At 65.7% G+C, this 25835-nt stretch carries 21 protein-coding genes; 14 read left to right on the forward strand and 7 right to left on the reverse strand.

Annotated features, from left to right (window positions below; translation table 11 throughout):
* Window positions 1–251: 251 nt before the first annotated feature.
* Both mxcL and mxcK read right to left on the reverse strand, forming a co-directional pair.
* Window positions 252–1532, reverse strand: coding sequence for a myxochelin B biosynthesis transaminase MxcL (gene mxcL, locus JLC71_RS07245; RefSeq protein ID WP_200918074.1), 1281 nt, complete (start codon window positions 1530–1532; stop codon window positions 252–254).
* Window positions 1533–1628: 96 nt separating this feature from the next.
* Window positions 1629–2840 carry a myxochelin export MFS transporter MxcK gene (gene mxcK, locus JLC71_RS07250; RefSeq protein WP_200918075.1) on the reverse strand — a complete coding sequence of 404 codons (1212 nt, stop codon included), beginning with the start codon at window positions 2838–2840 and terminating at the stop codon, window positions 1629–1631.
* Window positions 2841–3192: 352 nt separating this feature from the next.
* Here mxcK and dhbC point away from each other — a divergent pair, with 352 nt between their 5' ends.
* The 6 genes from dhbC to JLC71_RS07280 all read left to right on the forward strand — a co-directional run bounded on the left by dhbC (window position 3193) and on the right by JLC71_RS07280 (window position 13226).
* Window positions 3193–4419 (forward strand): isochorismate synthase DhbC, encoded by a 1227-nt coding sequence (gene dhbC, locus JLC71_RS07255; protein WP_200918076.1) that lies wholly within the window; start codon window positions 3193–3195, stop codon window positions 4417–4419.
* Window positions 4416–6068, forward strand: coding sequence for a (2,3-dihydroxybenzoyl)adenylate synthase (locus JLC71_RS07260; RefSeq protein WP_200918077.1), 1653 nt, complete (start codon window positions 4416–4418; stop codon window positions 6066–6068). Before dhbC ends, JLC71_RS07260 begins: the two co-directional genes overlap by 4 nt.
* Before the next feature lie 34 nt (window positions 6069–6102).
* Window positions 6103–6981, forward strand: coding sequence for an isochorismatase family protein (locus JLC71_RS07265; RefSeq protein ID WP_200918078.1), 879 nt, complete (start codon window positions 6103–6105; stop codon window positions 6979–6981).
* Window positions 6974–11254 (forward strand): non-ribosomal peptide synthetase, encoded by a 4281-nt coding sequence (locus tag JLC71_RS07270; protein ID WP_200918079.1) that lies wholly within the window; start codon window positions 6974–6976, stop codon window positions 11252–11254. The genes JLC71_RS07265 and JLC71_RS07270 overlap by 8 nt, the downstream gene beginning before the upstream one ends.
* Window positions 11255–11440: 186 nt before the next feature.
* Window positions 11441–12094, forward strand: a complete 654-nt coding sequence (locus JLC71_RS07275; protein WP_200918080.1) for a hypothetical protein — start codon at window positions 11441–11443, stop codon at window positions 12092–12094.
* 178 nt (window positions 12095–12272) lie between these two features.
* Window positions 12273–13226, forward strand: a complete 954-nt coding sequence (locus tag JLC71_RS07280; protein ID WP_200918081.1) for a polysaccharide deacetylase family protein — start codon at window positions 12273–12275, stop codon at window positions 13224–13226.
* A gap of 12 nt (window positions 13227–13238) precedes the next feature.
* Here JLC71_RS07280 and JLC71_RS07285 read toward each other — a convergent pair whose 3' ends face one another.
* Entirely contained in the window at window positions 13239–14003 is a 765-nt protein-coding gene (locus JLC71_RS07285) for a 2,3-dihydro-2,3-dihydroxybenzoate dehydrogenase (protein ID WP_200918082.1), read from the reverse strand.
* A 138-nt stretch (window positions 14004–14141) separates the two neighbouring features.
* Between JLC71_RS07285 and JLC71_RS07290 the strand changes: the two genes are divergently transcribed.
* Genes JLC71_RS07290 through JLC71_RS07310 form a run of 5 tightly spaced genes read left to right on the forward strand, consistent with a single transcriptional unit; the run spans window position 14142 to window position 18677 of the window.
* Window positions 14142–14777 carry a 4'-phosphopantetheinyl transferase family protein gene (locus JLC71_RS07290; protein ID WP_200918083.1) on the forward strand — a complete coding sequence of 212 codons (636 nt, stop codon included), beginning with the start codon at window positions 14142–14144 and terminating at the stop codon, window positions 14775–14777.
* Window positions 14778–14834: 57 nt separating this feature from the next.
* On the forward strand, window positions 14835–16625 hold the full coding sequence (locus JLC71_RS07295; RefSeq protein WP_200918084.1) for a monovalent cation:proton antiporter-2 (CPA2) family protein: 1791 nt from the start codon (window positions 14835–14837) through the stop codon (window positions 16623–16625).
* Window positions 16622–18031 (forward strand): multidrug transporter subunit MdtD, encoded by a 1410-nt coding sequence (mdtD, locus tag JLC71_RS07300; RefSeq protein ID WP_200918085.1) that lies wholly within the window; start codon window positions 16622–16624, stop codon window positions 18029–18031. The genes JLC71_RS07295 and mdtD overlap by 4 nt, the downstream gene beginning before the upstream one ends.
* Before the next feature lie 49 nt (window positions 18032–18080).
* Window positions 18081–18374: a hypothetical protein gene (locus tag JLC71_RS07305; RefSeq protein ID WP_200918086.1), complete on the forward strand. Its 294-nt coding sequence runs from the start codon at window positions 18081–18083 to the stop codon at window positions 18372–18374.
* A 24-nt stretch (window positions 18375–18398) separates the two neighbouring features.
* Entirely contained in the window at window positions 18399–18677 is a 279-nt protein-coding gene (locus JLC71_RS07310) for a hypothetical protein (protein ID WP_200918087.1), read from the forward strand.
* 274 nt (window positions 18678–18951) lie between these two features.
* Here the strand turns inward: JLC71_RS07310 and JLC71_RS07315 are convergent, their stop codons facing one another.
* Window positions 18952–19902 (reverse strand): D-2-hydroxyacid dehydrogenase, encoded by a 951-nt coding sequence (locus JLC71_RS07315; RefSeq protein WP_200918088.1) that lies wholly within the window; start codon window positions 19900–19902, stop codon window positions 18952–18954.
* A gap of 13 nt (window positions 19903–19915) precedes the next feature.
* Window positions 19916–20794, reverse strand: a complete 879-nt coding sequence (locus tag JLC71_RS07320; protein WP_200918089.1) for an ArgP/LysG family DNA-binding transcriptional regulator — start codon at window positions 20792–20794, stop codon at window positions 19916–19918.
* A gap of 115 nt (window positions 20795–20909) precedes the next feature.
* Between JLC71_RS07320 and lysA the strand changes: the two genes are divergently transcribed.
* The 3 genes from lysA to JLC71_RS07335 all read left to right on the forward strand — a co-directional run bounded on the left by lysA (window position 20910) and on the right by JLC71_RS07335 (window position 24014).
* A complete protein-coding gene (lysA, locus tag JLC71_RS07325; RefSeq protein WP_200918090.1) occupies window positions 20910–22145 on the forward strand; it encodes a diaminopimelate decarboxylase in 1236 nt (411 codons plus the stop codon).
* A 106-nt stretch (window positions 22146–22251) separates the two neighbouring features.
* On the forward strand, window positions 22252–23454 hold the full coding sequence (gltS, locus tag JLC71_RS07330) for a sodium/glutamate symporter (RefSeq protein ID WP_200918091.1): 1203 nt from the start codon (window positions 22252–22254) through the stop codon (window positions 23452–23454).
* 5 nt (window positions 23455–23459) lie between these two features.
* On the forward strand, window positions 23460–24014 hold the full coding sequence (locus JLC71_RS07335; RefSeq protein ID WP_200918092.1) for a DJ-1 family glyoxalase III: 555 nt from the start codon (window positions 23460–23462) through the stop codon (window positions 24012–24014).
* A gap of 4 nt (window positions 24015–24018) precedes the next feature.
* Here the strand turns inward: JLC71_RS07335 and JLC71_RS07340 are convergent, their stop codons facing one another.
* Window positions 24019–24897, reverse strand: coding sequence for a hypothetical protein (locus JLC71_RS07340; RefSeq protein WP_200918093.1), 879 nt, complete (start codon window positions 24895–24897; stop codon window positions 24019–24021).
* 114 nt (window positions 24898–25011) lie between these two features.
* Complete coding sequence (locus JLC71_RS07345; protein WP_200918094.1) at window positions 25012–25830, reverse strand: CheR family methyltransferase; 819 nt, start codon at window positions 25828–25830, stop codon at window positions 25012–25014.
* Window positions 25831–25835 lie beyond the last annotated feature (5 nt).

Raw genomic sequence — 25835 nt, forward strand, 5'->3', positions numbered from 1 at the left:
CTATTGCCTGGATGACCATGCTGCTCTCGACGGTAACAGGTGCGCATCTTGAATTCAGCCAGCGCTCAGCGCGGGGCAATATGAACGGCAAGACGACTTGGCATTCGGGCCCGTTGTACGACACCAAGCTGCAGAATGAACGTGCCTTTGGTGATGAAGACCGAGCCAAGCCCCCTCTCCTTCAGAGGCAGCTGCGCAAAAAAAAGGGTGCCCGGCGGGCACCCATCAATGCGCTCAAACGTGCAAAGGTATCAAGCGGTCAGCACGCCCTGCTGCTGCAGTTCGCGCAGCGCGTCGGCGGCGGCGGCGATGACGAAGTCGATCTGCTCTTCGGTATGCACGCCGCAGATGAAGTTGACGTCGCGGCGCAGCAACACGCCACGGCGGGCCATCGCGGCCTGGAACGGCTGCATCAGCTTGACGTGCTCGGCCGGGTCCTTGGCCATCAGGAACAGCGGGATCGGGTCGTAGCCGTAAATACGCAGCGGCGCACCGATCGCCTCGGCGGCGGCGTTGACGCCGGCACGCAGCCGACGGCCGAGTTCGGCGATGCGGGCGACGTAATCGGTTTCGCGGTAGACGCCGATCACCGCTTCGCACACCGCCAGCGACAGCACTTCGCCGCCGAAGGTGGTCGACACCTGCAGCTCGTCGAGCCGGCGCAGATGGCGCTCCGGCCCGGCGATCGCCGACAGCGGCATGCCGGCGGCAATGCCCTTGGACAGGCAGACCATGTCGGCGGCTACGCCGAAGAATTCCTGCGCGCCGCCCAGCGCCAGACGGAAGCCGGTGACGACTTCGTCGAGCACCAGCAGCGTGCCGTTGGCGTCGCACGCGGCGCGAACCTGCTGGACGAACTCGCGGCTCAGCACGCGGTTGTACGGCACCGACAGCAGCACGCACGCGAGCTTGTCGCCCAGCTCGGCGATCTTCGCCAGCAGCGCCGGCTCGTCCGGCGGGGTGAACAGCGGCATGCGGGTGGTGTTGTCGGCTACGGCCTTGGGCACGCCCGGGGTGTCGAACATGAAGTGGTCGTGCCAGCCGTTGTAGCCGACGGTGATGATGTGCTCGCGCCCGGTAATGTGCCGCGACAGCCGCACCGCCGCCGAGGTCGCATCGGCGCCGGTCTTGAAGAAGCGCGCCATTTCGGCGTTCGGAATGATCTCGACCAGCGCCAGCGTCGCGCTGATTTCGACTTCGGTCGGCAGCGAATGCAGCACGCCCTTGCCCAGATGCGACTGGATCGCGCCGACCACGGCCGGGTGGTTGTGGCCGAGCGTGTTGGCGGCCAGCCCGCAGATCATGTCGAGGTACTGGTTGCCGTCGACGTCGTCGACCAGCGCGCCCTGCCCGCCGGCGAGGTAGACCGGAAATTCGCCGAGCGCGAACATTTCCGGGCGCTTCATCATCGACTGGGTGACGCCGGGGATGAGCTTGCGCGCGGCTTCGAGCATCTGCATCGAGCGTTCGATGTTCAGCGAGCCGGTGATGGCACGCGGCAGGGTCGAGGTCTTGCTGGTAACGATATCCATGATATTTCCTTGAGGTAAGAGTGGCAGGCGGCTGTATTCAATGGCCGTGCGACACGGGCGGCGTGGGGTTTCAACGGTCCGGCTGAAGCGCCGGCATCACGCGGCTACCGCGACGGCGCGGCGGACACGAACCAGCAGCCAGAGCAAACAGAGCGCCGCGGCACTGGTCGCCACGGCAAGCCAGCCGACGGTGCCGAAGCCTTGCAGCGCGCCGTTGGGTGCCACGACGATCATCTGCCCGGCGACCCAGGCGCCGAGGCCCGACGCACCGTCGCTGGCGGCGATGTTGACCGCGAGGTAGCGACCGCGCAGCGCTGGCGGCACCATGCCGGTCAGCAGCGCCATCGCCGGGATCGCCCGGCCCGATGTCAGCACCATGAAGGCGACGAACACCGGCAGCACCAGCCACAACGGCGACGGTTGCAGATGGCTGAAAATCAGGTGCGGCACCATGCTGGCGAGCAGCAGGCCGACCAAGACCTGCGCTTTGCCGAAGCGGTCCACGAGCTTGCCGATCCGCGGCATCGCGTACAGCGTCGCCGCGCCGGCCGCGCAATACAGCCACGGCAAGGTATCGAAGGCGATGCCGACATTGCCGACCAGATAGGCACCGAGGTAGGGAATCAGCAGGAAGCTGGCGAAGACGACGGTGAACGTCAGCAGCCAGCCCAGCGGCAGGCCCGGCATGCGCCAGATTTCGCCGAGGCCGCTGCGCGGCGTTTCGCCGTTCAGGTGTCCCTTGATCGCCGGCAAACGCCACGCCAGCAGCCCCCAGAACACCGCAGCCAGAAACGCGACACCCCAGAACGGCAGGCGCCAGCCACCCATCGCAGCCAGCGCCAGCCCGACCGGCACGCCGGCGACGGCGCAGATGCCGAACGCCGACATCACCGTGCCGATCGCCTGACCACGGCGCTGCGGCGGAATCACGTCGCCGACGATGGTCATCACCACCGCGCCCATCAGCCCGGCGCAACCGCCGGCGACGAAACGCGCCGCCATCAGCCAGCGGTAATCGGGCGCCAGCGCGCACACCACCGTGGCGGCAATGAAGCCCGCGTACAGCAGCAGCAGCGCCGGCTTGCGGTCGAAGCGGTCGAGCCAGAACGCGCCGAGCACGCCCATCAGCGCCGACGCGAAGGTATAGGCGGACACCAGCAGGCCGAACTGGCCGGCGGTTATGCCGAACGCCGGCATCAGCTCGGGCGCCAGCGGCATCAGGATCATGAAATCGAGGATATGGCTGAACTGCAGTGCGGCCAGCAGCCACAGCAGATGGCGTTCCTGCCGGGGGTCGAGCGAAGGCATCGGGGGTCCGTATCGGGCCGCAAAGCCGGCCCGGCTGATTGATCAATGCGCCCTGGTTCGCGATGCGGGAAAAGACATCCGCGCCGAACAACGCCCGGCTAGCTTGCAGCGATATGGCATCGAGAAAAAGACGCAAATGCGAATCAATTGCGTTTCGCAAAGGAAATATTCCGTACAGCAAAAGTCCCGGGCAAGTTTTTCGGGCATCGTATGCCGGTCGAGTAATTGATCGTAATGATAATCATTATTATCAATGAGCGCTGCAGCGTACTCCCTCCCTGTCTACCGATTGAGGCCGGCTCAAGGCCCTCCCACGCCCTGAGCGCAGACCCCGATGTTCTGCGAGGAAGTCATGAAGCCAACCCTGCTGGAACCCCAAACGCTCGGTACACCCGTTGCGGCAAACACGCTGCTGACGCGCTACACCGAAGACACCACGTTCTTTTTTGCCTCGCCCCGGCTCACCTTCCTCGGGCACGGTCTCTTTGCCCGGCTGCGGGCGCCGGGACGTGAAGCCCTGCTCTCGCGCCAGATCGCCGAGCTGCTGGCCAGCGCCCGCCAGGCCGGCATCGCCGCGCCCATCGTCGCCGGTGCGCTGCCCTTTGACGCCGACGATGCCGCCGTGCTGTTCGTGCCTGAAAAAACCGAGCGCGCCGGCCGTCTGGCGCACGCGCACATCCAGGCCGCCGCGCCAACACCGCTCGACGGCAGCATCCGCCAGGTGCCCGAGGCGATCATTTACCGCCATGCGGTCGAAGAGGCCTTGCGCCGCTTTGCCAGCACGCCGCTTGAAAAAGTCGTGCTGTCGCGGGCGCTGGAAGTGCACGCACCGGGCGGCATCAACGCCCGGGCCTTGCTGACCCAGCTGGCCGCGCACAACCCGAACGGCTACACCTTTGCGCTGGATCTGTTCGAGCGCGGCGGTCACAGCATCCACCGGCCACTAAGGCTGCTGGGCGCCAGCCCCGAACTGCTGGTCGCACGCCGCGGGCGCGAGGTGATCGCCAACCCGATCGCCGGCACGCTGCCGCGCAGCACCGATCCGGTGGAAGACGAAGCGCGCGGCCAGGCGCTGCTGGCGTCAGACAAGGATCTGCACGAGCACGCGCTGGTCGTCGACGCCGTCGCCAAGGCGCTGGCGCCGCTGTGCCGCACGCTGGTGGTGCCGCCCAAACCGTCGCTGATCAAGACCGCCACCTTGTGGCATTTGTCGACGCAGGTTCACGGCGAGGTCGCCGACCCGGCGACCAGCGCGCTCGATCTGGCACAGGCGCTGCATCCGACCCCGGCCGTCTGCGGCCACCCGCGCGAGCTGGCCCGTGCCGCGATCCGCGAACTCGAGCCGTTCGAGCGCGGCCTGTTCACCGGCATGGTCGGCTGGATGGACGAAACCGGCGACGGCGAATGGGCGGTGACGATCCGCTGCGCCGAGGTCGACGAGGACAAGGTGCGGCTGTTCGCCGGCGCCGGCATCGTTCCGGCATCGACGCCGGAGCAAGAACTGGTCGAAACCGCCGCCAAGTTCCGCACCATGCTCAACGCCATGGGGCTGGATGCGCCGCTGGAGGCACTGCTATGAGCGCCCCGCTCGACGGTTTCACCCCCTGGCCCGCCGACGTGGCCGCGCGTTACCGCGAACTGGGCTACTGGCGCGGCGAGGCACTCGGCGCCACCCTGGCGCGGGTGGCGCGGCAATACCCAAGCAACACCGCGCTCATCTGCGGCAACCGGCACATCTCCTACCGCTATCTGGACGAGCGCGCCGACCGTTTCGCCGCTGGATTGGCGCGGCTGGGCATCCGCTCGCAAGACCGCGTGATCGTGCAGCTGCCCAATATCGCCGAGTATTTCATCGCCTGCTTCGCGCTGTTCCGCTTGGGCGCGATTCCGGTGATGGCACTGCCGGCGCATCGCAGCGCCGAGATCGGCTTCTTTGCCGAGGCGACCGATGCCGTGGCCTACCTCATCGCCGACCGCAGCGGCGGCTTCGATTACCGCACACTGGCGCGCGACGTGCGAGCGCGCGCGGCGGCGCTGCAGCATGTGATCGTTGCCGGCGACGCGGCCGAATTCACCGAATTCGAATCGCTTTACACCGAGCCGCCCCCCGGTGAGACCAGCGCGCAAGCAGCAATTACGCGGCCCGCCGTCGACGCCTCGCAAGTGGCACTGATGCAATTGTCCGGCGGCAGCACCGGTACGCCGAAGCTGATCCCGCGCACCCACGACGACTATCTGTATAGCGTGATCGAAAGCGCGCGGATTTGCGGCTTCGATACCGATACGGTTTATCTGGCCGCGCTGCCGGTATCGCATAATTTTCCGCTCTCGTCCCCCGGATCACTCGGCACGCTGTTCAGCGGCGGCACCGTGGTGCTGGCGCGCGAGCCTGTGCCCGAAACCGCCTTCCCGCTGATTGCGCGCTATCAGGTCACCGTGACCGCGCTGGTCCCGGCGCTGGCGCTGCTGTGGCTGCAGGCGGCGCAAGCCGGCGCGGTGCAACTGAAATCGCTGCAACTCCTGCAGGTCGGCGGTGCGCGGCTGTCGGTCGAGGCCGCGAGGCGGGTCAAACCGGTGCTCGGCTGCGCCTTGCAGCAGGTGTTCGGCATGGCCGAAGGCCTGGTCAACTACACCCGGATTGGCGACCCCGAGGATCTGGTGATCCAGACCCAGGGCTGCCCGATCTCGCCGCACGACGAAATCCGCGTGGTCGACGACGACGACATCGACGTGAAGCACGGCGACACCGGCCATCTGCTCACGCGCGGCCCGTACACCATCCGCGGCTATTACAAGGCGAGCGAGCACAATGCCCGCGCCTTTACCGCCGACGGCTTTTACCGCACCGGCGACCGCGTGCGACTGACGCCCGAGGGCTATATCGTCGTCGAGGGTCGCAGCAAGGACCAGATCAACCGCGGTGGCGAAAAAATCGCCGCCGAGGAGGTCGAGAACCACCTGCTCGCGCACCCGCAGGTGCGCAACGCCGCGCTGGTGGCGATGCCCGACGCGTGGCTGGGCGAAAAGAGCTGCGCCTTCATCGAGCTGGCCGGCAGCAGCGATCTGCCGGCGTTGCGGCTGGCGCTGCAACTGAAGACCCACCTGCAGGCGCGCGGCCTCGCCGCCTACAAGATTCCCGATCACATCGAGTTCGTCGATGCGCTGCCGCTGACCGCGCTGGGCAAGGTCAGCAAGGAAGTGCTGCGTCGCCAGCTCGCGCAGAACTGATCCCCTACATCCGACACTTCATTCCGAGATTCTCATGGCCATTCCCCGTATCGCCTCTTACCCGCTGCCCACCGCCGCCGACATGCCGGCCAACAAGGTCGGCTGGACGCCCGACCCAGCGCGCGCGGTGCTGCTGGTGCACGACATGCAGCAGTACTTCGTCGATTTCTACGACAGCACCCAGGCACCGGTGCCCGAGCTGCTCGCCAACATCAAAAAGCTTATCGTCCGCTGCCGGGCGCTGGGCATTCCGGTCGCCTACACCGCGCAGCCGGGCAATCAGGACCCGAAAGACCGCGCGCTGCTGACCGACTTCTGGGGCACCGGCCTCGTCGCCGATCCGGCGATCACCGACATCGTGGCCGAGCTCGCGCCGGCACCGATCGACACCGTGTTCACCAAATGGCGTTACAGCGCGTTCAAGCGCAGCAACTTCGAGAGCTGGATTAAAGATGCCGGTCGTGACCAGCTGATCATTTGCGGCGTGTACGCGCACATCGGCTGCCTGAGCACCGCGCTGGAAGCGTTCATGCTCGATATCCAGCCCTTCCTCGTCGGTGATGCGCTCGGCGATTTCTCGCGCGACGAACACCTGATGGCGCTGAACTACGCCGCCGGCCGCTGCGCCCGCGTTGCTACGCTTGCCGATATGCTGGGTGCGCTACCGCTGCCCGCGCTCACCCCGGCGCTGGTGCGCCTGGACGTCGCGGCACAGATGCAGCTCTCGCCCGATGAACTGTTCGACGATGACAACCTGCTGCTGCTGGGCCTCGATTCGATCCGGCTGATGGCGCTGGTCGAGCGCTGGCGCGCGCTCGGTGCCGAGGCGAGCTTTGTCGACCTCGCCGAAACGCCGACGCTGGCCGCGTGGACGAGCCGGCTGTGCGGCCAGCGGGAGCCGGCGCATGCATGATTCCCTCCGCTTGAGCGAGGCGCAGCTCGGCATCTGGCTCGGCCAACAGCGCGCCGGCGACAGCAGCGTTTATCACGCCGCCGAGGCGATCATCCTCGATGGCCCGCTCGACGTTGCCGCCTTCACGCAGGCGCTGGCGACGACACTGGCCGAGGCCGATGCGCTGCACGTGCGCTTTGTCGAAATCGACGGTCAGCCGGCCCAGCAAGGTGGTGTTGCGCCGCGTGCGCTGCAACTGCGCGACTTTGCCGGCGACGCCAGTTCCGAAAATGGCGCGCTGACAGCCGAGTTCGATGCCGAGCTCGCCCGGCCGTTTTCGCTCGCCGACGGCCATGTCTACGACCACGTGCTGTACCGGCTCGGGCCGCAGCGGCATGCGTGGCTGCACCGCGCCCACCATATCGCGCTCGACGGTTTCGGCTTCAACCTGATCGCCGGCCGCGTCGCCGAACACTACCGGGCGCTGACCGGCGGCCCGGCCGTCGGCGCGGCGTTTGCCGGCATCGGGCCGGTACTCGCCGAAGAAACGGCCTACGTGCACGGGCCGGCGATCATCGCCGATCGCGATCACTGGCTGTCGACGCTCGCCGGCGCTGCCGAGCCGGTGTCGCTGTCCAGTCGCCCCGCTACCGACCTGGCGCGTGGCCGACGCGTCAGCGGTCGGCTGCCCGATGCGCTGACCGCCACGCTGAAACGCAGCGCCCGCGAGCTGGGCGTCGACTGGCCCGATCTGCTGCTCGCGGTGCTCGCCGCCAGCGTGCAGCGCCAGCGCGGCGGTTCCGAGGTCACGCTCGGCCTGCCGGTGATGCTGCGCCTTGGCAGCGCCACGCTGCGGGTGCCGTGCATGGCGATGAATATCGTCCCGCTGCGCGTGCAGACGCCGGCGAACGCGACGCTGGCCGAACTCGCCACCGGCGTCAAAGCCGCACTGAGCAAGGCACGCCGGCATCAGCGCTACCGCTACGAGCGGCTGCGCCACGATCTGGCCGCGCCGGGCTTGCCGGCCAAGCCGTTCGGCACCGTCGTCAACATCATGCCCTTCGATTACCCGCTGGCCTTCGGCAACTGCCGCGCCAGCGTGCACAATGTCTCGGCCGGGCCGGTCGAGGATCTGTCGCTGGCGATCTATGTGCGCGGCGATGCGCTCTTCGTCGATCTGGACGGCCACCCCGAACGCTACGATGCCGACACGCTGGCCGGGCATCACCGCGCGCTGCTGTCCCTCCTGGAAAACTGGCTGGTCGCGCCACAAACGCCACTTGGCGACTGGCCGTCGGCGCCGGCCCTGCTGCACGGCGATGCGCTGATCGGCAGCGCCGAAACCGCGCCGGCACGCATTGCCCGTCAGGCCGAAATCCGGCCGGCTGCGATCGCGCTGATCGACGGCCCGCTGACCTACAGCTACGCCGCGCTGCATCTGGCGGCCTTGCATCTGGCCGGCCAACTGGCGCAAGCCGGCGTGGTGCGCGGCGGGCTGGTTGCGACCTTGCTGCCGCGTGGCGCGCAGGCGGTGATTGCGCTGCTGGCGATCCATTACGCCGGCGCCGGCTATGTCGCGCTCGATCCGTCGCACCCGGCAGCACGCCGGCAGGCCGTGCTCGAACAAGCGCAGCCCCGCGTGCTGCTGGCCGACGGCGATACCGATCTGCTTCTGCCCGCCACGACCACACTGCTGATCCCCAGTTCAAAGGCCACGCCGCTGACCGAACCGGTGAGCATCGGCAGCGACGATCCGGCCTATCTGGTGTTCACCTCGGGATCGACCGGCGCGCCGAAGGGCGTCGAAATCCGCCACGGCGCGCTGGCGCACTTCGCCGCCGCCGCCGCGCAGCGTTACGGCGTCAGCGGCGCCGACCGCGTGCTGCAGTTCGCCCCGCTGACCTTCGACGCCAGCGTCGAGGAAATCTTCGTCACGCTGTCGGTCGGCGCCACGCTGGTGATCCGCGACGACGCGATGCTCGAATCGATGGGCGATTTTCTCGCCGCGTGCGAGCGCGAGCGCATCACCGTGCTCGACCTGCCGACGGCGTTCTGGCACGAACTCGCCTACAGTCTGGCGACTCAGTCGCTGGCGCTGCCGGCGAGCCTGCGCACGGTGATCATCGGCGGTGAGGCGGCGCAGGCCGAGCGACTGGCGCAGTGGCAAGCCGCCGCCGGCGAACGCGTGCAACTGTTCAATACCTACGGCCCGAGCGAATCGACCGTGGTCGCGACCAGCGCCGATGTCTCGGGCTGGCACGCAGCCGGCGGCGATACCGCCGTGCCGATCGGCACGCCGCTGCCGGGGCTCTCGGCGGTGCTGCTCGACGAAGCGGGCCGCCCGCTGCAGGGCTTCGATGTCGAGGGCGAGCTCTACCTGATCGGCCCGACGCTGGCTGCCGGCTATTACGGCCGCACCGACCTGAGCGACGAGCGCTTCGTCACGCTGGCCGCCCTGCCCGGCGCGCCGCGTGCCTACCGCAGCGGCGACCGGGTGCGCAGCCTGAACGGGGCGCTGTACTTCATCGGCCGCGTCGACGACGAATTCAAGATCAGCGGTTACCGGGTGTCGCCGGTCGAAATCGAAGCCGCGCTGCTGCGCCATCCGCGGCTGATCGCCGCGGCGGTGCTCGGCCAGACGCGGCCCGACGGCAACAAGCAACTGGTGGCGCATGTCGTGACCGATGGAGAGATCGACACCGCCAGCCTGCGCACCTTCCTCGCCGAAACCTTGCCGGCGGCGATGATCCCGACCGTGTTCCGCTTCGCCGACACACTGCCGAAAAACGCCAGCGGCAAGATCGACCGCAAGGCGCTGGCGGCGATCACGCTGGACGAAGTAGCCGCAGTGGTCGTCGACGATCCGCTGCTCGCGACCGTGCTGGCCGTGTGGTCGCAGATCCTCGGTATCTCGCCGATTTCGCCCGACGCCGACTTCTTCGCCCTCGGCGGCCAGAGCCTGCAGATGATTCAGGTCGCCAACCGGCTCAGCGGCGAACTGAAACGCCCGGTGCAGGTTGCCACGCTGTTCCGCCATCCGACACCGGCCGGGCTCGCCCGGGCGCTGGCGGACGGCGATACGACGGCGCAAACCGGCATCAGCGCGACGATGCTCGCCGATGCCGACGTACCGGGGAGCTGGTTTGAGTCCGCTTCGCCGGCAAGCGGGGCTGCCGGCAGCGACACGGAGGTGGCGGCACCGCCACGCCGCATCCTGCTGACCGGCTGCACCGGTTTCGTCGGCGCGCACCTGCTCGACCGCTTGCTGCGCGAAAGTAGCGCGACGCTCGTCTGCCTCGTCCGCGCCGGCAGCGACGGCGAAGCGCTCGAACGCGTCCACGTCGCGCTGGCCCGGCACGGTTTGTCGCGGCCGCTCGCACCGGGGCGGATCGAGGCCATCGCCTCCGATCTGGCTGCACCGCAGCTGGGGCTGGACGATGCGCGCTTTGCCTCGCTGGCGGCAAACATCGACGCGATCTGGCACAACGCCGCACAGGTCAGCGTCGTCCGCGACTACCGGAGCCTGCGCGCGGCGAATGTGCTGGCGACGCGCGAGCTGGTCCGTCTGGCCGCACCGCGCCGCGTGCCGCTGCACTACATCTCGACCCTGGCCGTCGCGCAACCGCTGGCGCTGGCGCCCGAGGCCGCCGAGCGCTTCGTCCCGGCGCATCGCGGCCTTGCCGACGGTTACCAGCAGAGCAAGTGGCTGTCCGAACACGTGCTCGAGAACGCGCAAGCCCGCGGCCTGCCGGTCGCCGTGTACCGGCTCGGCCGCGTCGTCGGCCCGCGTGGCCGGCCGTGGGTCAACCCGCAGGATCTGGTCTGGCGCATCGTGCGGGCATCGGTGCGCGCCGGCTGCGCACCGGACTTCGACGTCGACGAGGTCTGGACGCCGGTCGACGTCGTCGCCGATACCGTCGTCCGGCTGGCCACGGCCGGCTCGACGATGGGCGGCGGCGTCTACCAGCTGGCGTGCAACGGCATGGTCAGCCTGGCCGACGTGTTCGCGGCGCTGACGGTCTTCGGCTACGCGCTCGAGCGCTGCAGCATGGGCGAATGGCTGACCCGCGTTGCGCTGCACGCCGACGAGGACGACCGCGCCACGCTGTCGTTCTTCGAAACGCGCAGCGGCAACGACGTGCTGCGCATGGGGCCAATCCGCCACGACCGCATCCTTGCGCTGCTGCCCGATGCCGACGCGGCACCGGTCGACGCCGGCACGCTGTTCGCCTACTTCGGTCAGGCGGTCGCCAGCGGCCTGCTGCCGGCGCCACTCACATCACAAGTCGTCTAGCGAAAAAGGCCCGTTGAACGGGCCTTTTTTCTTGATGCCGCCTTCCCATCCGAACTGTTAAAATTCTTACAACCAGCCAACACGACGTCCAACTTTTGCGGCAACCGCTTCGCGCAAGAACGCGTGTCCGGTCATGTCGCGTCCGGATCTTCCTATGAACACAATTCGCCTGATCAACTCACAACCATGACCGCAACCTCGGCACTGGGCAAATGGAAACACGGTGTCCTTGTTCTCGTGCTACTGGCTGGCATGATTTTGACAATGTCATCGGTCACCTGGGCGCTCGTTTTTCCGGTACGAGCACTGGGTGATTTTCTGTTCGTTCCGGATACATACATCGTTTACCGACATTTGCAGCGCAACGGCTTACTCAACCAGCTCGCACTGGCCGGCCCGATACTTCTGCTTGTCGTCGCTACCGGCAGTGCCGTTTGGTCCTATGTCGACGACCGCAAGAAACTCCCCAAACGCGACAAAATACTGCGAAAGAACCGACAGCAAAAACTGAATGTCCGCTACGGCATCATGATGCTGAAATTGGCGCCATTCGGTTTGCTGTTGTTGCCCGGCATGCGCGACTACACGATCGTCACACCGAACATGATCATCCGACAGTCCTGGTACGCATCCGAGCCGCAGATTTACCCGCTGGATCAACTCGTCTGCATTCGTCAGAGCGTTGCCGGACGCGGCATCGTCTTTCAGGATTTCCAGTTTGCAGATGGCCGCACTTTCTTTGTCAGCGGACTCGACACGCAAGCCATCGATTTGATCCTTCATGGAGCGGGATTATCCGATCCATGGGCGGTGGACTGCGAACGTCCTCTCAACCTTTGATTGTCGCCTTCTGCCGGATTGTAAATTGAAGACCTGTTGTTGCTACGCATATCCGGCGTCCAGCCGGCGTGCCTTGTTTCGCAATCGTTGACCGCCCGCAATCCTCGGCCATCGTCGCGCAGAATCCAACGCCCCGTTCGATAAAATCGAGTTCGTAAAGAACCTTCGGAAGTCTTCAATGCGCCCATCACCGTTTCACATCCTGTTAGCCGCAACCGCGATTGCAGCGGCGCCATTTGCTTCGGCGACCACACTCAGTGAATGCCTCGGCTTCGCACCGGCCGACAAGGTATTGATCGTCAACGCCGACGATATCGGCATGCACCCGGACCTCGACAAGGCCGCGTTCGCGCTGCTCGACAAGCAGCAGATCCAGGATCTGTCGATCATGCCGCCGACGCCGAATTTTGCCGCCGCGGCGAAGATGGCGCGGGATCGCAAGCTCGCCGTCGGCGTGCACCTGACGCTGACCAACGAATGGCAGGACAAACAACCGTGGGGCGGCGTGCTGCCGAAGTCCGACGTGCCGTCGCTGTACAACCCGCAAGGCCGGCTGTGGGCAACCACGCAGGAAGTCGCCCAGCATGCCAAACCGGCCGAAGTGAAAAAGGAGCTGCTGGCGCAGATCGCCAAGGTGCGCGCCGCCGGGCTGACGATCACCCATCTCGACGCGCACATGGTGTTCTGGGCGGCCAGCCCGGCGCTGCTGGACATCTATGCCGGGCTGGCACGCGAAACCGGCATCCCTATCGTGATGCAGGGCTTTTTCATGCCGTCCGCCGAACAACTGAAGGCCACGCGCGAGATGCAGGCCAGCGGCGTCGTCACGCCCGATGCCTACTTCATGCATTACAACCCTGATCAGCGCACGGCCCAGCGCTACGCCGGCTACGATGGCTGGATAGCCACCTTACCGGCGGGCATCAACCATCTGGCGATCCACCCGGCCGAAGACAGCCCGTCGGCACGCGCGAGCATCGCCGATCTGGTGCTGCGGCTGTCGGATTTCGAGGTCTGGAGCGGCGCCGACATCCAGCGGCTGGGCAAGGATCTCAAGCGCACCGACTACAAGGCGATGCAGCAACTGCAGCAGAAGGTCAACGCCGGCGGCAAGACCTGTTTGTCGCGCTAGGCAGCACCTGCTTCAACGTCCCAGCGTCGCCCCGCCATCGACGACGATGTCCTGCAGCGTCACGTGGTTGGCGGCGGTCGAGAGCAGGAACAGCACCACGCCGGCGATATCTTCGGGCGTGGCGATTTTCTTCAGCGGAATCCCCAGCCGGTAGCCGTCGAGCGAGCCGGCAATCACCTTGGCCGGGCCGGTCTCGTCGGTCCACAGCTGGCGCTGCATCTCGGTGTCGGTCGATCCGGGCGAGACGATATTGCAACGGATGCCGTACTCGGCCAGCTCCAGCCCGAGGCAGCGGGTGAACTGCGCCGACGCGGCCTTGGATGCGCAGTACGCGCCCATCAAGGTACGCGGCGTCGCCGCTGCGTTCGAGCCGACGGTGACGATCGCACCACGCCGGCGCGCCTGCATCCGCCGGGCCACGGCCGTACTCAAATGAAAGACACCGTGGGTGTTCACCGCGAACGTCGCCATCCAGTCGTCGACCGGCAGCCCGGTCAGCGTGCCCATGCGCAGGATGCCGGCGACGTTGGCGAGCGAGCCGATAGCACCAATCTCGGCCTCGATCTGCGCCACCGCCCGCTCGACCGCGGCGGCGTCGCAAACGTCGAGCGCCAGTGGCGTCACCGCCGGCACGCCGGCATAGCGGCTAGCCAGCGCATCGGCATTGATATCCAGCGCCACCACGCGCACGCCGGCTTGCGCCAGCGCGTCGACCACCGCCGCACCTATGCCCTGCGCCGCGCCGCTGACCATGGCAATCCCCGCCTCGAAGTCCATGCCCACCCCATCAAATAGAAATGATTATCAATACTAACATTACCCGAACTGACATGGATGCCATGGGGAAGGATTACTATTAGGCCCATGCCTGCAAGCAAGTTTCCCCAATTCAACGATTTGCCCGCCGCCGTAATCATGGCGACGCACGAATTCGAGATCGACGACGCCGCGCTGCTGGCGCTCGGCGCAGACGCGCTGCCCGATTCGCTCGCCAACGCCGCGCTGAAGCGCCGGATCGAATTCCTCGCCGGTCGCCACTGCGCCCGCGCCGCGCTGCGCGATGCCGGCTTTTCCGGCCACGCCGGGCTTGCCATCGGCGCCGATCGCGCCCCGCAGTGGCCGGCCGGCTGGGTCGGCACGATCACGCACAGCCACGGTGTTGCACTCGCAGCCGCGGCGCCGGCGGCGCTTTACCGTGGTATCGGCCTGGACGTCGAGCGCTGGGTCGACGCCGAGCGCGCCGCCAAGCTCGCCGGCCACGTCGCTCTGGATGCCGAGTGGGCGCGTTGCCCGGTGGCGCTCTCATCGCCGGCCTGGTTCACGCTGGTGTTCTCGATGAAGGAAAGCCTGTTCAAGGCGCTTTACCCGCAAGTCGGCCGCTATTTCGGCTTTCACGATGCCGAGGTCGTCGAGGCCGATGCTGGCGAAGCCGTCCTGCAACTGGTGAATACGCTGTCGCCGCAGCACCCGGCCGGCAGCGCTTACCGGGTACAACTGGCGCACAGCGATGATTTCGCGCTGACGCTGTGCACGGTACCGACAGCTGGCTGAAAAATGCACTCACTACAATAAAACCGATAAAACGCTGACCAAAAACTGGAATACCCTATGACACTGACCGCCCAGATCGCCCTGTTCCTCGCCGCCGCGGTCGCGCTGGTGCCGCTGTTCCGGCTATCCGGCCTGGGCGCCGTGCTCGGCTATATGACCGCCGGCGTACTGATCGGCCCCTGGGGCTTGGGGCTGGTCACGCAGGTCGACAGCATCCTGCACTTTGCCGAACTCGGCGTCGTGCTGCTGCTGTTCATCATCGGCCTTGAGCTGCAACCGAGCCGGCTGTGGGTACTGCGCCGCTCGGTCTTCGGCCTCGGTGGTGCGCAGGTCATCGCCACCGGCCTGCTGCTGGCGCTGGCGGCGCTGGCGTTCGGGCTGACGCCGCAATCGGCGATCGTTGCCGGTTTCGGCCTGGCGCTGTCGTCGACGGCCTTCGTGCTGCAAATGCTGGCCGAGAAAAAAGAGCTGACCACGCGCTACGGCCGCGACGGTTTCGCCATCCTGCTATTTCAAGACCTGGCGGTGATTCCGTTTCTGGCGATCCTGCCGCTGCTCGGTGTCGCCGCGGTTCATAGCGCCGAACCCGGCTGGCTCGGCGCCTTGCGCGTCACCGGCGTGGTCGTCGGCGTCATCATCGGCGGCCGGCTGTTGCTGCGCCCGGCACTGCGGCTGATCGCCCGTCACGGCAGCCCCGAGGTTTTTACCGCCGCAACGCTGCTGGTCGCGCTGGGCACCGCCTTGCTGATGGAGCACGCCGGCTTGTCGATGTCGCTCGGTGCCTTTCTCGCCGGCGTGCTGCTCGCCGATTCGGAATACCGCCACGAGCTCGAAGCCAATATCGAGCCGTTCAAGGGGCTGCTGCTCGGGCTGTTTTTCATCGCCGTCGGCATGTCGACCAATCTGGGCCTGCTCGGTACCGATTTCCTCCTCATCGTCGGCCTGATCGCCGGTCTGGTCGCGGTCAAGTTCGCCGTGCTCTACCTGATCGGCCGGATCAGCAAGGCCGGCGACAATCAGGCGCGCCGGCTCGGTATCGCGCTGGCACAGGGCGGCGAATTCGCCTTCGTGCTGTTCAACCTTGCCGTGCAGCAAAAGGTGATGAACCAGCACCTCGCCGATCTGCTGGTCATCGTCGTCACGCTGTCGATGGTCGCCACGCCGCTGCTGGTGCTGGTGCACGAGCGCTGGCTGGCGCCGAAGCTCGATCGCAAACCCAAACGCGAATTCGACACCATCGCCCCCGAACACGCGACGCCGGTGATCATCGCCGGCTTCGGCCGCTTCGGCCAGATCGTCGGCCGGGTGCTGCGGCTGAAAAAGATCGGCTTCACCGCGCTCGAAGCCAGCGCCGATCAGGTCGACTTCGTCCGCCGCTTCGGCAACAAGGTGTTTTACGGCGACGCCTCCAGGCTCGATCTGCTGCGCGCCGCGCGCGCCGACGAGGCCAAGGTTTTCGTGCTGGCGATCGACAATATCGAGGCCTCGCTCAAGACCGCGCAGATGGTGCGCGAACACTTCCCTGACCTGAAAATCTACGCCCGCGCCCGCAACCGCTTTCACGCCTACCGCTTGATGGATCTGGGCGTCACCGCGCTGCAGCGCGAAACCTTCCTCGACAGCCTGGCGCTGGCCGGCGAAGTGCTTTCCGGCCTTGGCCTCAGTGACGCGCGCCGCGACCGCACGCTGGCGCTGTTCCGCGCCAACGACGAAGCGCTGCTCGAGCGCCAGCACGCGGTGTCGCACGACGAGCAGCAGATGATCCAGGCCACGCAGGACGCGATGCGCGAACTGGAAAGCCTGTTTGAATCGGACAGCAAGGCCGTCGATAAGGAGGATGAGACATGAGCGAAAGCCGCGAAAACCGCTGGTTGCTGTGGCTGGTGGCCATCGGCTTCTTCATGCAAACGCTGGATTCGACCATCGTCAACACCGCGCTGCCGTCGATGGCGATCAATATGGGCGAAAGCCCGCTGCGCATGCAGTCGGTGGTGATCAGCTACATGCTCACCGTGGCGCTCTTGATGCCGGCGTCGGGCTGGCTAGCCGACCGTTTCGGCACCCGGCGCGTGTATCTGGCGGCGATCATCCTGTTCACGCTGGGCTCGCTCGCCTGCGCGCAGTCGCAGAGCTTGTGGCAGCTTGTCGTCGCCCGCGTCATCCAGGGCATCGGTGGCGCGATGCTGCTGCCGATCGGCCGGCTCGCGGTGCTGCGCGCGTTTCCGCGCGCACAGTTCCTCGCGGCGATGAGCTTCGTCACCATCCCCGGTCTGGTCGGCCCGCTGATCGGCCCGACCTTGGGCGGCTGGCTGGTCGTCTACGCGTCGTGGCACTGGATCTTCCTGATTAATATCCCGATCGGCATTGTCGGCGCCATCGCCACCGCGCGCTTCATGCCGGCGTTCTTCGGTGCCGAGCGCCAGCGCTTCGACATCCACGGCTATTTGCTGCTGGCATTCGCGATGGTGACGATCTCGGTCTCGCTCGACGGGCTGGCCGAACTCGGTCTGAAAACGGTCGTCGTCACGTTGTTGCTGGTCGCCGGGCTGGCGGCGATCTGCGTCTACGTGCTGCACGCCGGCCGTAGCGAGCGGCCGCTGTTCAGCCTGAGCCTGTTCCACGTCCGCACCTACACGATCGGCGTCTGGGGCAATTTGTTCGCGCGGATCGGCGCCGGCGCCGTGCCCTTCCTGATTCCGCTGATGCTGCAGATCAGCCTCGGCTTCTCGCCGCTCGAGGCCGGGCTGATGATGCTGCCGACCGCGATTGCCGGGCTCGCCGCCAAAAGTTGGGTCTCGCCGCTGATCCGGCGCTTCGGCTACCGCCAGGTGCTGGTGGTCAATACCTTTCTGACCGGGCTGATGATCATGAGCTTCGCGCTGTTTTCGCCGCAGGAGCCGCTGTGGCTGCGCATCGTGCAGCTGGCGGTGTTCGGCGCGGTCAACTCGATCCAGTTCACCGCGATGAACACGCTGGCGTTGAAGGATCTGGAAACGTCGCAGGCGTCCGAAGGCAACGGCCTGCTGTCGATGATCATGCAGCTGTCGATGAGTCTCGGCGTCGCCGCCGCCGGCGCGATGCTCGGCGCCTTCAGCGACTACTTCGGCCGTGCCGAGGCCGGCACCGCGCTGCAGGCGTTTCAGGTGACGTTTGCTTGTGTCGGCGTCATCACCGCGATCAGCGCGTGGATTTTCTGGCAGCTCGATCCGAACGACCGCGAATGCAGCGAGGCCGGGCCTACCGAGCTGGAATGATGGCAAAGAAAATAGTAAGCTTGCAGAAATAAACCCGGAACGAAAAATCATGCGGATAGCACTGTGGGACTGGTCGGATGCTTATCCCAGAAACCGCTGGGTGCGCGCGGCAGCGCTCTGCCTGTACCTGCCGGTACCCGGCCTGCTGTTCAAGCTGCACTTTGCCGGTGGCAACCGCTGGGTCGTGGCCTGCGTCTACATGGCCGCCATCCTCCTGACCGGGATGGCACTGCGCTGGTGCGAGGCGCGCTGCAACAACGCCAGCCAGCCCGTCCGCGACGCCGCTTCCGCCGCGCTGCTGATGGCCTGCATGAGCAGCCTGATACTGATGTTCACGCTCTAACACCATCTCGATAAGGGAACCGGTTTGTCCACTTTCATCCTGCTGCTCGAACTCGCCGGCACCCTCGCGCTGATGGCCGCCGCCTATTACTACCTGATCTACAACCCCGGCGCGCAAAAGGCATGGGAACACCTGCCGACCGAGGCCGAATACCGCGCCCGTACCAGCCAGACCAACGCGCTGAGTTGCAGCCATTGCGGCAATGCCGAAACGCTCGACGTCGGCCTGCTGCGCATCACCGACTACCGCCGCCAGCATCTGTGTACCCAGTGCAAGAACACGCTTTGGCGGAGCCAGATCTAAGCGCGAAGCCCGCAACAAAGGCTGGCAAGCGCCTCCCCTTCAGTAGCGCCGAGCAGCACAGGTGGACGCGGGGTTTCGGGGCCTGGCTGTCTGAGCCCCGAAGGGGTGAGTTCAGGACCCCGCCGCGTTCAGCGAGCAGCGCAGGGAACCCCGCAGGGGCGCGGATGCAGGGTCGCCTTTCTTTGGATACATTTCTTTGGCGAAGCAAAGAAAGTATCCCGTCCGCCGGGCGGAACCGGCATCAATGCCTTTAAACACCGCGCCGCAAGCGCTATCACCCCACCACATTGCGCGGTTCGCCGCGCAGGAACGCGTCGACGTTATCGATCAACTGATCGGCCAGACGCTGCATGGTTTCAACGCCCGCCCACGCCACATGCGGGGTGATGATCAGATTGGGCAGCTTGGCATCGAGCAGCGGGTTGCCGCTGGTCGGCGGCTCTTCGATCAACACATCCAGCCCGGCGCCTCCGATACGCCCGGCCTTGAGTGCATCAAGCAGTGCCGCTTCGTCGATCAAGCCGCCGCGCGCGGTGTTGATCAGCACGGCGTCGGGCTTCATCAGCCCCAGTTCGCGCGCGGCGATCATATCGCGGGTGCGGTCGTTCAGCGGGCAATGCAGGCTGATCACGTCGGCCTGCGCAATCGCCGCATCGAACTGGGTATAACCCGGGCGCACCGTGTGGGCCTCTTTCTTTTCGGCAAACACCACCTGCATGCCGAGCGCGCGCGCGATCTTGCCCAAGGCCTGGCCAAGCGCGCCGCTACCGATGATCGTCAGCGTGCCACCGGCCAGATCGTGCAGCGGCGCACCGAAGTAACAGAAGCCGCTGGCGCGCTGCCAGGCGCCATCGGCCAGATCGGCCCGGTAGGCCAGTAATTGGCGTTTCAGCGCCAGCATCATCATCAGCGCATGTTCGGGTACGCCGGCGGTGGCGTAATCGCGGATATTGCACACGGTAATGCCGCGATCACGACAGGCGGCCAGATCGACGATGTTGTAACCGGTCGCGGCAACGGCGACGAGCTTGAGCTGCGGCGCGCTAGCGATCACCTCTGCCGTCATCGGCACCTTGTTGCTGATGGCCACGGTCGCCGTCTTCAGCCGCGCCCCGGCGTCCTCGATGCTCGACTGCGCGTATTCGACCCAGCGGTGCGGCGCCTCTGGCCGGCGCACCGTGGCGGGCAAGGTTTCACGATCGAGGAAGACGATTTCGGGGCTCATGGCGGCTCTCCGGTTAGGGGTTGAAGTGGCCTGCTGCAAATTCGACCAGCGCCGCGGCGATTTGCTCCGCAACCGGTGATTGTTTTGCCCAATGGTGCCAAAAAAGTGGCACGGCCAGCGTGGCATCGCCCAATCCGACCAGTTCACCGCTCGCCAAGGCCGCCGCTGCCTGCGCGCGCGGCACCACGGCGTAGGCCACGCCGGCCAGCGCAGCGGCAAACAGCGCGTTCGATTCGGGAATCACATGCGCCGGATAACTGCCCTCGGCCAGACCGTGCGCCTCGCGCAGCCAGCGCCGGTGCAGGCTGTCGCGATGTGCAAACACCGCGGCCGGTGCGGCGGCCAGCGCCTGTGCCGACAGGCCGGCGCCAAAGTACTGCGCGGCAAAACCGGACGTCGCCACCGGCAGATAATCGAGCACGCCGAGTGGGCGCACCGCGCAGCCGGAGACCGGCGCCGCCTCGCTGGCGATACAGCCGATCACCGCCCCCCGGCGCAGCGATTCGAGCGTATAGGCTTCGTCATCGATCACGCAGTCAAGCAGGATGCGGTGCTTTGCGAGCGCCGGCGCAATCGCCGCCACCAGGCCGACGGCGAGGCTGTCGGCATTGACGCCGATCGCCACGCTGCGCCAGGCATCGGGCGCGCTGGTTTCAAACGCCAGTTCGGCTTCGAGCAATTGCACCCGGCGCACATGCGCCAGCAAGCGTTCACCCTCGGAAGTCGGGCCGACCGGATCGCGTGACAGCAGCACGCAGCCGAGCTTTTCCTCCAGCTGGCGAATGCGCTGTGACACGGCGGACTGGGTCAGGTGCAGCCGGCGCGCGGCACCGTCGAAGCTGCCGGCGCGGGCGACCATATCGAGCGCTTCGAGAAGCTTGTAGTCGAGCATTAGCGGTGCTGATCTTCGATTAGAAAAGAATGTTTTACCACGACGCGCCGCACTGGTTGAATACGCGGCGACATTCAATCCCGTAATCAATCCCACCCCCGAAGAGAATCCCCCGATGAAACCGGTCAACGGCCCGCAGCTTGTTTCCCTCGCCCGCCAGTACGGCACCCCGCTCTGGAGCTACGATGCGGCGGTGATCCGCGAGCGCATCGGCCAGCTGCAGCAGTTCGACGTGATCCGTTTTGCGCAAAAAGCCTGCTCGAACACGCACATCCTCAAGCTGATGCATGCACAGGGCGTCAAGGTCGATTCGGTGTCGCTCGGTGAAATCGAGCGCGCGCTGGCGGCCGGTTTTGATGCCGATGGTGATCATCCGGGCATCGTGTTCACCGCCGACCTGCTCGACGAAGCGACGCTGGCCAAGGTGGTCGAGCACGGTATTCCGGTCAATGCCGGCAGCCCGCAGATGCTCGAACAGCTCGGCCGCGTCAGCCCCGGCCACCGCGTCTGGCTGCGCATCAACCCCGGCTTTGGCCACGGCCACAGCCAGAAAACCAATACCGGTGGCGAAACCAGCAAGCACGGCATCTGGTTCGAGCATCTGGCCGAGGCCTACGCGCTGATCGACCAGTACGGGCTCGATCTGGTCGGCCTGCACATGCATATCGGTTCGGGTGTCGATTACGAACATCTCGGCAATGTCTGCGGTGCCATGGTCAAGGAAGTCAAAGCGTCCGGGCGCGATCTGAAGGCGATCTCGGCCGGCGGCGGCCTGTCGATTCCCTATCACGCCGGCGGCGAGCAGATCGATACCGCGCATTACTTCAGCCTGTGGGACGCGGCGCGCAAGGAAGTCGAAGCGCACCTGGGTCATCCGGTCACATTGGAAATCGAGCCGGGCCGTTTCCTGGTCGCCGAATCGGGCAAGCTGATCGCCGAAGTCCGTGCGATGAAGGACGTCGGCAGCAATCATTTCGTGTTCTGCGACGCCGGCTTCAACGACCTGATGCGCCCGGCGATGTACGGCAGCTATCACGAGGTGTCCTTGCTCGACGCCGCCGGCGCGGCCAAACAAGGCGGCGAGCGCACCAGCGTGATCGCCGGACCGCTGTGCGAATCGGGCGACGTGTTCACGCAAGAGGAAGGCGGCACCGTCACACCGCGCCAGCTGCCCGCATCCAGCGTCGGCGATTTCCTCGTGTTTCACGATACCGGTGCTTATGGTTCGAGCATGTCGAGCAACTACAACACCCGGCCGCTGATTCCCGAGGTGCTGATCGACGGTGACAGCGCCCGGCTGATCCGCCGCCGCCAGACCGTGGCCGAGTTGCTAGCACTCGAGGCGGTATAAAGACAAGGTGACCTTGTACAAAGGGTCACTTGAAGTCCCGCTGCTAGAATGTTAGCGGCCACCCGCTGTTGGGGCCGCTAACATTCTAATAACTTCGGGAGAATCGATGCTCGCACTCGATACCTATGGCACGCTCGTTGCCGCCTCGCTTGTGCTGCTGTTCGGGCGCAAGATCGTCGCCGTTACCCCGCCACTGCGCGCCTACAGCATCCCAGAGCCGGTTGCCGGCGGGCTGCTGATCGCGCTGCTGCTGCTGCTGGCCCGCATCACCGCCGACGTACAAGTACAGTTCGATACCAGCCTGCAAACACCGTTGATGCTGGCCTTCTTCGCCAGCCTCGGCTTGGGCGCCGATCTGGCGAGCCTGAAAAGAGGCGGCAAGACCGTCGCGATTTTCCTCTTCGTCGTGCTCGGCCTGCTGCTGATGCAGAATGCCATCGGCATTGCCATGGCCAGCGCGCTCGGGCTGAATCCGCTGATGGGGCTATTGGCCGGATCGATCACGCTATCCGGCGGCCATGGCACCGGTGCGGCGTGGAGCAGCGTGTTCACCCAGACCTACGGGCTGGAATCGTCGACCGAGGTCGCCATCGCCTGCGCCACCTTCGGTCTCGTACTCGGCGGCCTGATCGGCGGCCCGGTGGCGCGGCATCTGGTCAAGAAAGTGGCACTGCCGACCGGCGAAGCTGCCGATACCTCGCACCCGATGGCGTTCGAGCAACCGAAGGCGGTGCGGCTGATCACCGCGCAGGCGTTCATCGAAACGCTGGCGCTGATCGTCGTCAGCCTCGCCGGTGGTCAAACCATTGCTTCATGGCTCAATGGCACCTGGCTGGAACTGCCGACCTTCGTCTGCGTGCTCTTCGTCGGCGTCGTGCTGCGCAATGGCCTGGGCATGCTCGGCTGGTATCAGGTGTTCGACCGCGCGGTATCGGTGCTCGGCAACGTCAGCCTGTCGCTGTTTCTGGCGATGGCGCTGATGAGCCTGAAGCTGTGGGAGCTGGCGTCGCTGGCGCTGCCGATGCTGGCCATCCTTAGCGTGCAGGCGATCGCGATGGCGCTGTACGCGATGTTCGTCACCTTCCGCGTCATGGGCAAAAACTACGATGCCGCGGTATTGGCGGCCGGCCATTGCGGCTTCGGCCTCGGTGCCACGCCAACGGCGATTGCCAATATGCAGGCGATCACCGACCGCTTCGGCCCGTCGCATGTCGCCTTCCTCGTCGTACCGATGGTCGGGGCGTTCTTCATCGACATCACCAATGCGATCGTGATTAAACTCTTTCTGCTGCTGCCCTTCTACGGATAAACACCATGGCCACCGCGCACGTCTACCTTGCCCCCGGTTTCGAGGAAGTCGAATTCGTCAGTATTGTCGACGTGCTGCGCCGCGGTGGCGTGTTCGTCACCAGCATCGCGCTCGACGACGAACTGGCGGTCGAAGGCGCGCACGGCATGGTCATCCAGGCCGATCTGCCCTTTGGCGCGGTTGACGGCGAACTGGCCGACGCGATCATCCTGCCCGGCGGCGGACCCGGCACGCAGGCGCTGGCGGCCAGCAACGAACTGGCCATCCGGCTGCAAGCGCACCAGGCTGCCGGCAAACGCGTCGCCGCGGTCTGCGCGGCGTCGACGGTACTCGCCAAGGCCGGCGTACTGCAGGGCAAGGCGGCAACGTGTTTTCCCGGTTGCGAACCGGTGCTGGCCGAACACGGTGCAACGGTGCGCAGCGATCAGGTCGTTACCGACGGCCTGATCACCACCTCGCGCGCAGCCGGCACCAGCGGGTTGTTTGCGCTGGAGTTACTGCGGCTGCTGGCGGGCGAAGCCAAGGCCACCAGCGTGGGCCGGGCCATGCTCTATCTCTGATTGCTTATACCCGGCCGCCATTGAAGATGATGCCCCGCTCCCGCGTGCCGTCCAGCCCGACCGTGTACAGCGTCGTTCCGGTCGCATCAAGGTAGGCCACCCCGTTCAGGTCAACCGAACCCCCACCGCCAATACAGGCGGTACCGGTCAGCGTGAGCGCCATGTCATACAGATTGGCGGTCGAACGGGTGGTGAACTTGCCGGCGAAGGTACAGCCATCGCTGGTGCCAACCACCGTGCCGTTCGGGTTGATGCTGAATGTCACGACATTGGACGTAGTACGGGTCGAGTAATTGCCCTTGAATACCCCCGCCAGCGTGGCCAGGTTTGGCACCCCCTCATACTGCCGCGAATAGCTGGTATTGAATGTCGTCTGCCCGGCATCGTTGAGTGCCAGCTTCAGGGTCTGCTTGGTCTGGTAGGTGCCGGTCACGCCCGGCCCGCTGCGCGAATTGCCCAGCGTATTCAGATCAACCGTATTGCTGGTGTTGAGCACGCCGTTGGCCGCTGCAAACGCGCCTTGCAGCACCCCCGCCAGCGTGGCCGAGGTTCCCGGTGCGGAATACAGGAACCAGTATGTGCCATCGTCGAGCACGAAGCCCGTGACAGCCCGGTTGTTGCTGGTGGTGCCGATCCACATCCCCTCGGCGGCATTGCGCGTACCGGTCGCAGCGCCAGCGCCGCCACCCGTACCGCCTCCGCCCGTGCCATCGGTGCCGCCGCCGGTGCCACCTGTACCGCCAGTGCCGCCTGTACCGCCAGCACTCGTTCCAGCGCCATCCGAGCCGGAGCCATCATCTCCGCCACCGCCACCGCAAGACACCAACAGCATGCTGAAGCACAAAACCGCAAAACCCGGCAATACTGGACGCGTTCTTTTCATGATCGGCACTCCCTGACGTTGAAAGCTGCCTTTCCAAACTACACAACGCGTCCCGCTCACTCCAAATTGAATGCTCTTCCTTCCGTCGGAAGGTAGGGAACTTCAGCCTGGCACTCAGGCCTTCTGATAAATCGTTTTACCGCGCAACTTGAACAGATCGGTCGCGTGATAGAGGTTTTCCGAGTGGCCAACGAAGAGCAGGCCGGTCGGTTTTAACAGCGGTGAAAATCGTTGCAGGATGCGGTTTTGCGTCGGCTTGTCAAAATAGATCATCACGTTGCGGCAGAAAATCGCGTCGAACGGCCCGCGGATGTTCCAGCTCTGGGCGATCAGGTTCAACTGGCGAAAACTGACCAGCGACTTCAATTCGGATCGAAGCTGATAACGACCGTCCGTCTGACGAACGAAGAAGCGGCGCACCCGGGCCGGATCGAGTTTTTCCACTTCGTCGGCACTGTAAATACCCGCTCTGGCCGTCTCCAGCACGTGGGTATCCAGATCGGTGGCGATGATCTGCACCGGCGGAGTCAGGCTGTCGAAGGCCTCACACGCGGTGATCGCCATGCTCCACGCCTCTTCGCCGGTGCTGCTGGCCGAACACCATAATTGCAAGACACCGCCGTGCTCGCGCTGCGCGCGCAAGAGTTCGGCCAGCGCCGGGAAATGATGTCCTTCGCGAAAGAAGGAGGTGAGATTCGTGGTCAGCGAATTGGTGAACAGCTCGAATTCTCCCTGATCGCCCTGCTCCAGCCGGTGCAGATAATCGCCGAAACTGTTGAGCCCCAGTGCACGCAAGCGCCGGGCCAGGCGGCCGTAGACCATGTCTTCCTTGCCCGGCGAGAGCGCAATGCCGGCATAGTCATAGATCAGCTTGCGGATCTTCTCGAAGTCTTGGGTCGTGAACGGAAATTCGCGGGATGGTGAAGCAAGCATGGTGT

The organism is Jeongeupia sp. HS-3 (assembly GCF_015140455.1).
GTDB lineage: Bacteria > Pseudomonadota > Gammaproteobacteria > Burkholderiales > Chitinibacteraceae > Jeongeupia.

Bases quoted from the DNA above. Each gene is read 5' to 3' on its own strand.
- JLC71_RS07340 (WP_200918093.1), bottom strand. From the start codon at position 24,897: ATGAAAAGAACGCGTCCAGTATTGCCGGGTTTTGCGGTTTTGTGCTTC.
- gltS (WP_200918091.1), top strand. From the start codon at position 22,252: ATGCTCGCACTCGATACCTATGGCACGCTCGTTGCCGCCTCGCTTGTG.
- JLC71_RS07265 (WP_200918078.1), top strand. From the start codon at position 6,103: ATGGCCATTCCCCGTATCGCCTCTTACCCGCTGCCCACCGCCGCCGAC.
- JLC71_RS07345 (WP_200918094.1), bottom strand. From the start codon at position 25,830: ATGCTTGCTTCACCATCCCGCGAATTTCCGTTCACGACCCAAGACTTC.
- JLC71_RS07315 (WP_200918088.1), bottom strand. From the start codon at position 19,902: ATGAGCCCCGAAATCGTCTTCCTCGATCGTGAAACCTTGCCCGCCACG.
- JLC71_RS07275 (WP_200918080.1), top strand. From the start codon at position 11,441: ATGACCGCAACCTCGGCACTGGGCAAATGGAAACACGGTGTCCTTGTT.
- JLC71_RS07295 (WP_200918084.1), top strand. From the start codon at position 14,835: ATGACACTGACCGCCCAGATCGCCCTGTTCCTCGCCGCCGCGGTCGCG.
- JLC71_RS07335 (WP_200918092.1), top strand. From the start codon at position 23,460: ATGGCCACCGCGCACGTCTACCTTGCCCCCGGTTTCGAGGAAGTCGAA.
- JLC71_RS07270 (WP_200918079.1), top strand. From the start codon at position 6,974: ATGCATGATTCCCTCCGCTTGAGCGAGGCGCAGCTCGGCATCTGGCTC.
- JLC71_RS07320 (WP_200918089.1), bottom strand. From the start codon at position 20,794: ATGCTCGACTACAAGCTTCTCGAAGCGCTCGATATGGTCGCCCGCGCC.
- JLC71_RS07305 (WP_200918086.1), top strand. From the start codon at position 18,081: ATGCGGATAGCACTGTGGGACTGGTCGGATGCTTATCCCAGAAACCGC.
- mdtD (WP_200918085.1), top strand. From the start codon at position 16,622: ATGAGCGAAAGCCGCGAAAACCGCTGGTTGCTGTGGCTGGTGGCCATC.
- dhbC (WP_200918076.1), top strand. From the start codon at position 3,193: ATGAAGCCAACCCTGCTGGAACCCCAAACGCTCGGTACACCCGTTGCG.
- lysA (WP_200918090.1), top strand. From the start codon at position 20,910: ATGAAACCGGTCAACGGCCCGCAGCTTGTTTCCCTCGCCCGCCAGTAC.
- JLC71_RS07290 (WP_200918083.1), top strand. From the start codon at position 14,142: ATGGCGACGCACGAATTCGAGATCGACGACGCCGCGCTGCTGGCGCTC.
- JLC71_RS07285 (WP_200918082.1), bottom strand. From the start codon at position 14,003: ATGGACTTCGAGGCGGGGATTGCCATGGTCAGCGGCGCGGCGCAGGGC.
- JLC71_RS07260 (WP_200918077.1), top strand. From the start codon at position 4,416: ATGAGCGCCCCGCTCGACGGTTTCACCCCCTGGCCCGCCGACGTGGCC.
- mxcK (WP_200918075.1), bottom strand. From the start codon at position 2,840: ATGCCTTCGCTCGACCCCCGGCAGGAACGCCATCTGCTGTGGCTGCTG.
- mxcL (WP_200918074.1), bottom strand. From the start codon at position 1,532: ATGGATATCGTTACCAGCAAGACCTCGACCCTGCCGCGTGCCATCACC.
- JLC71_RS07280 (WP_200918081.1), top strand. From the start codon at position 12,273: ATGCGCCCATCACCGTTTCACATCCTGTTAGCCGCAACCGCGATTGCA.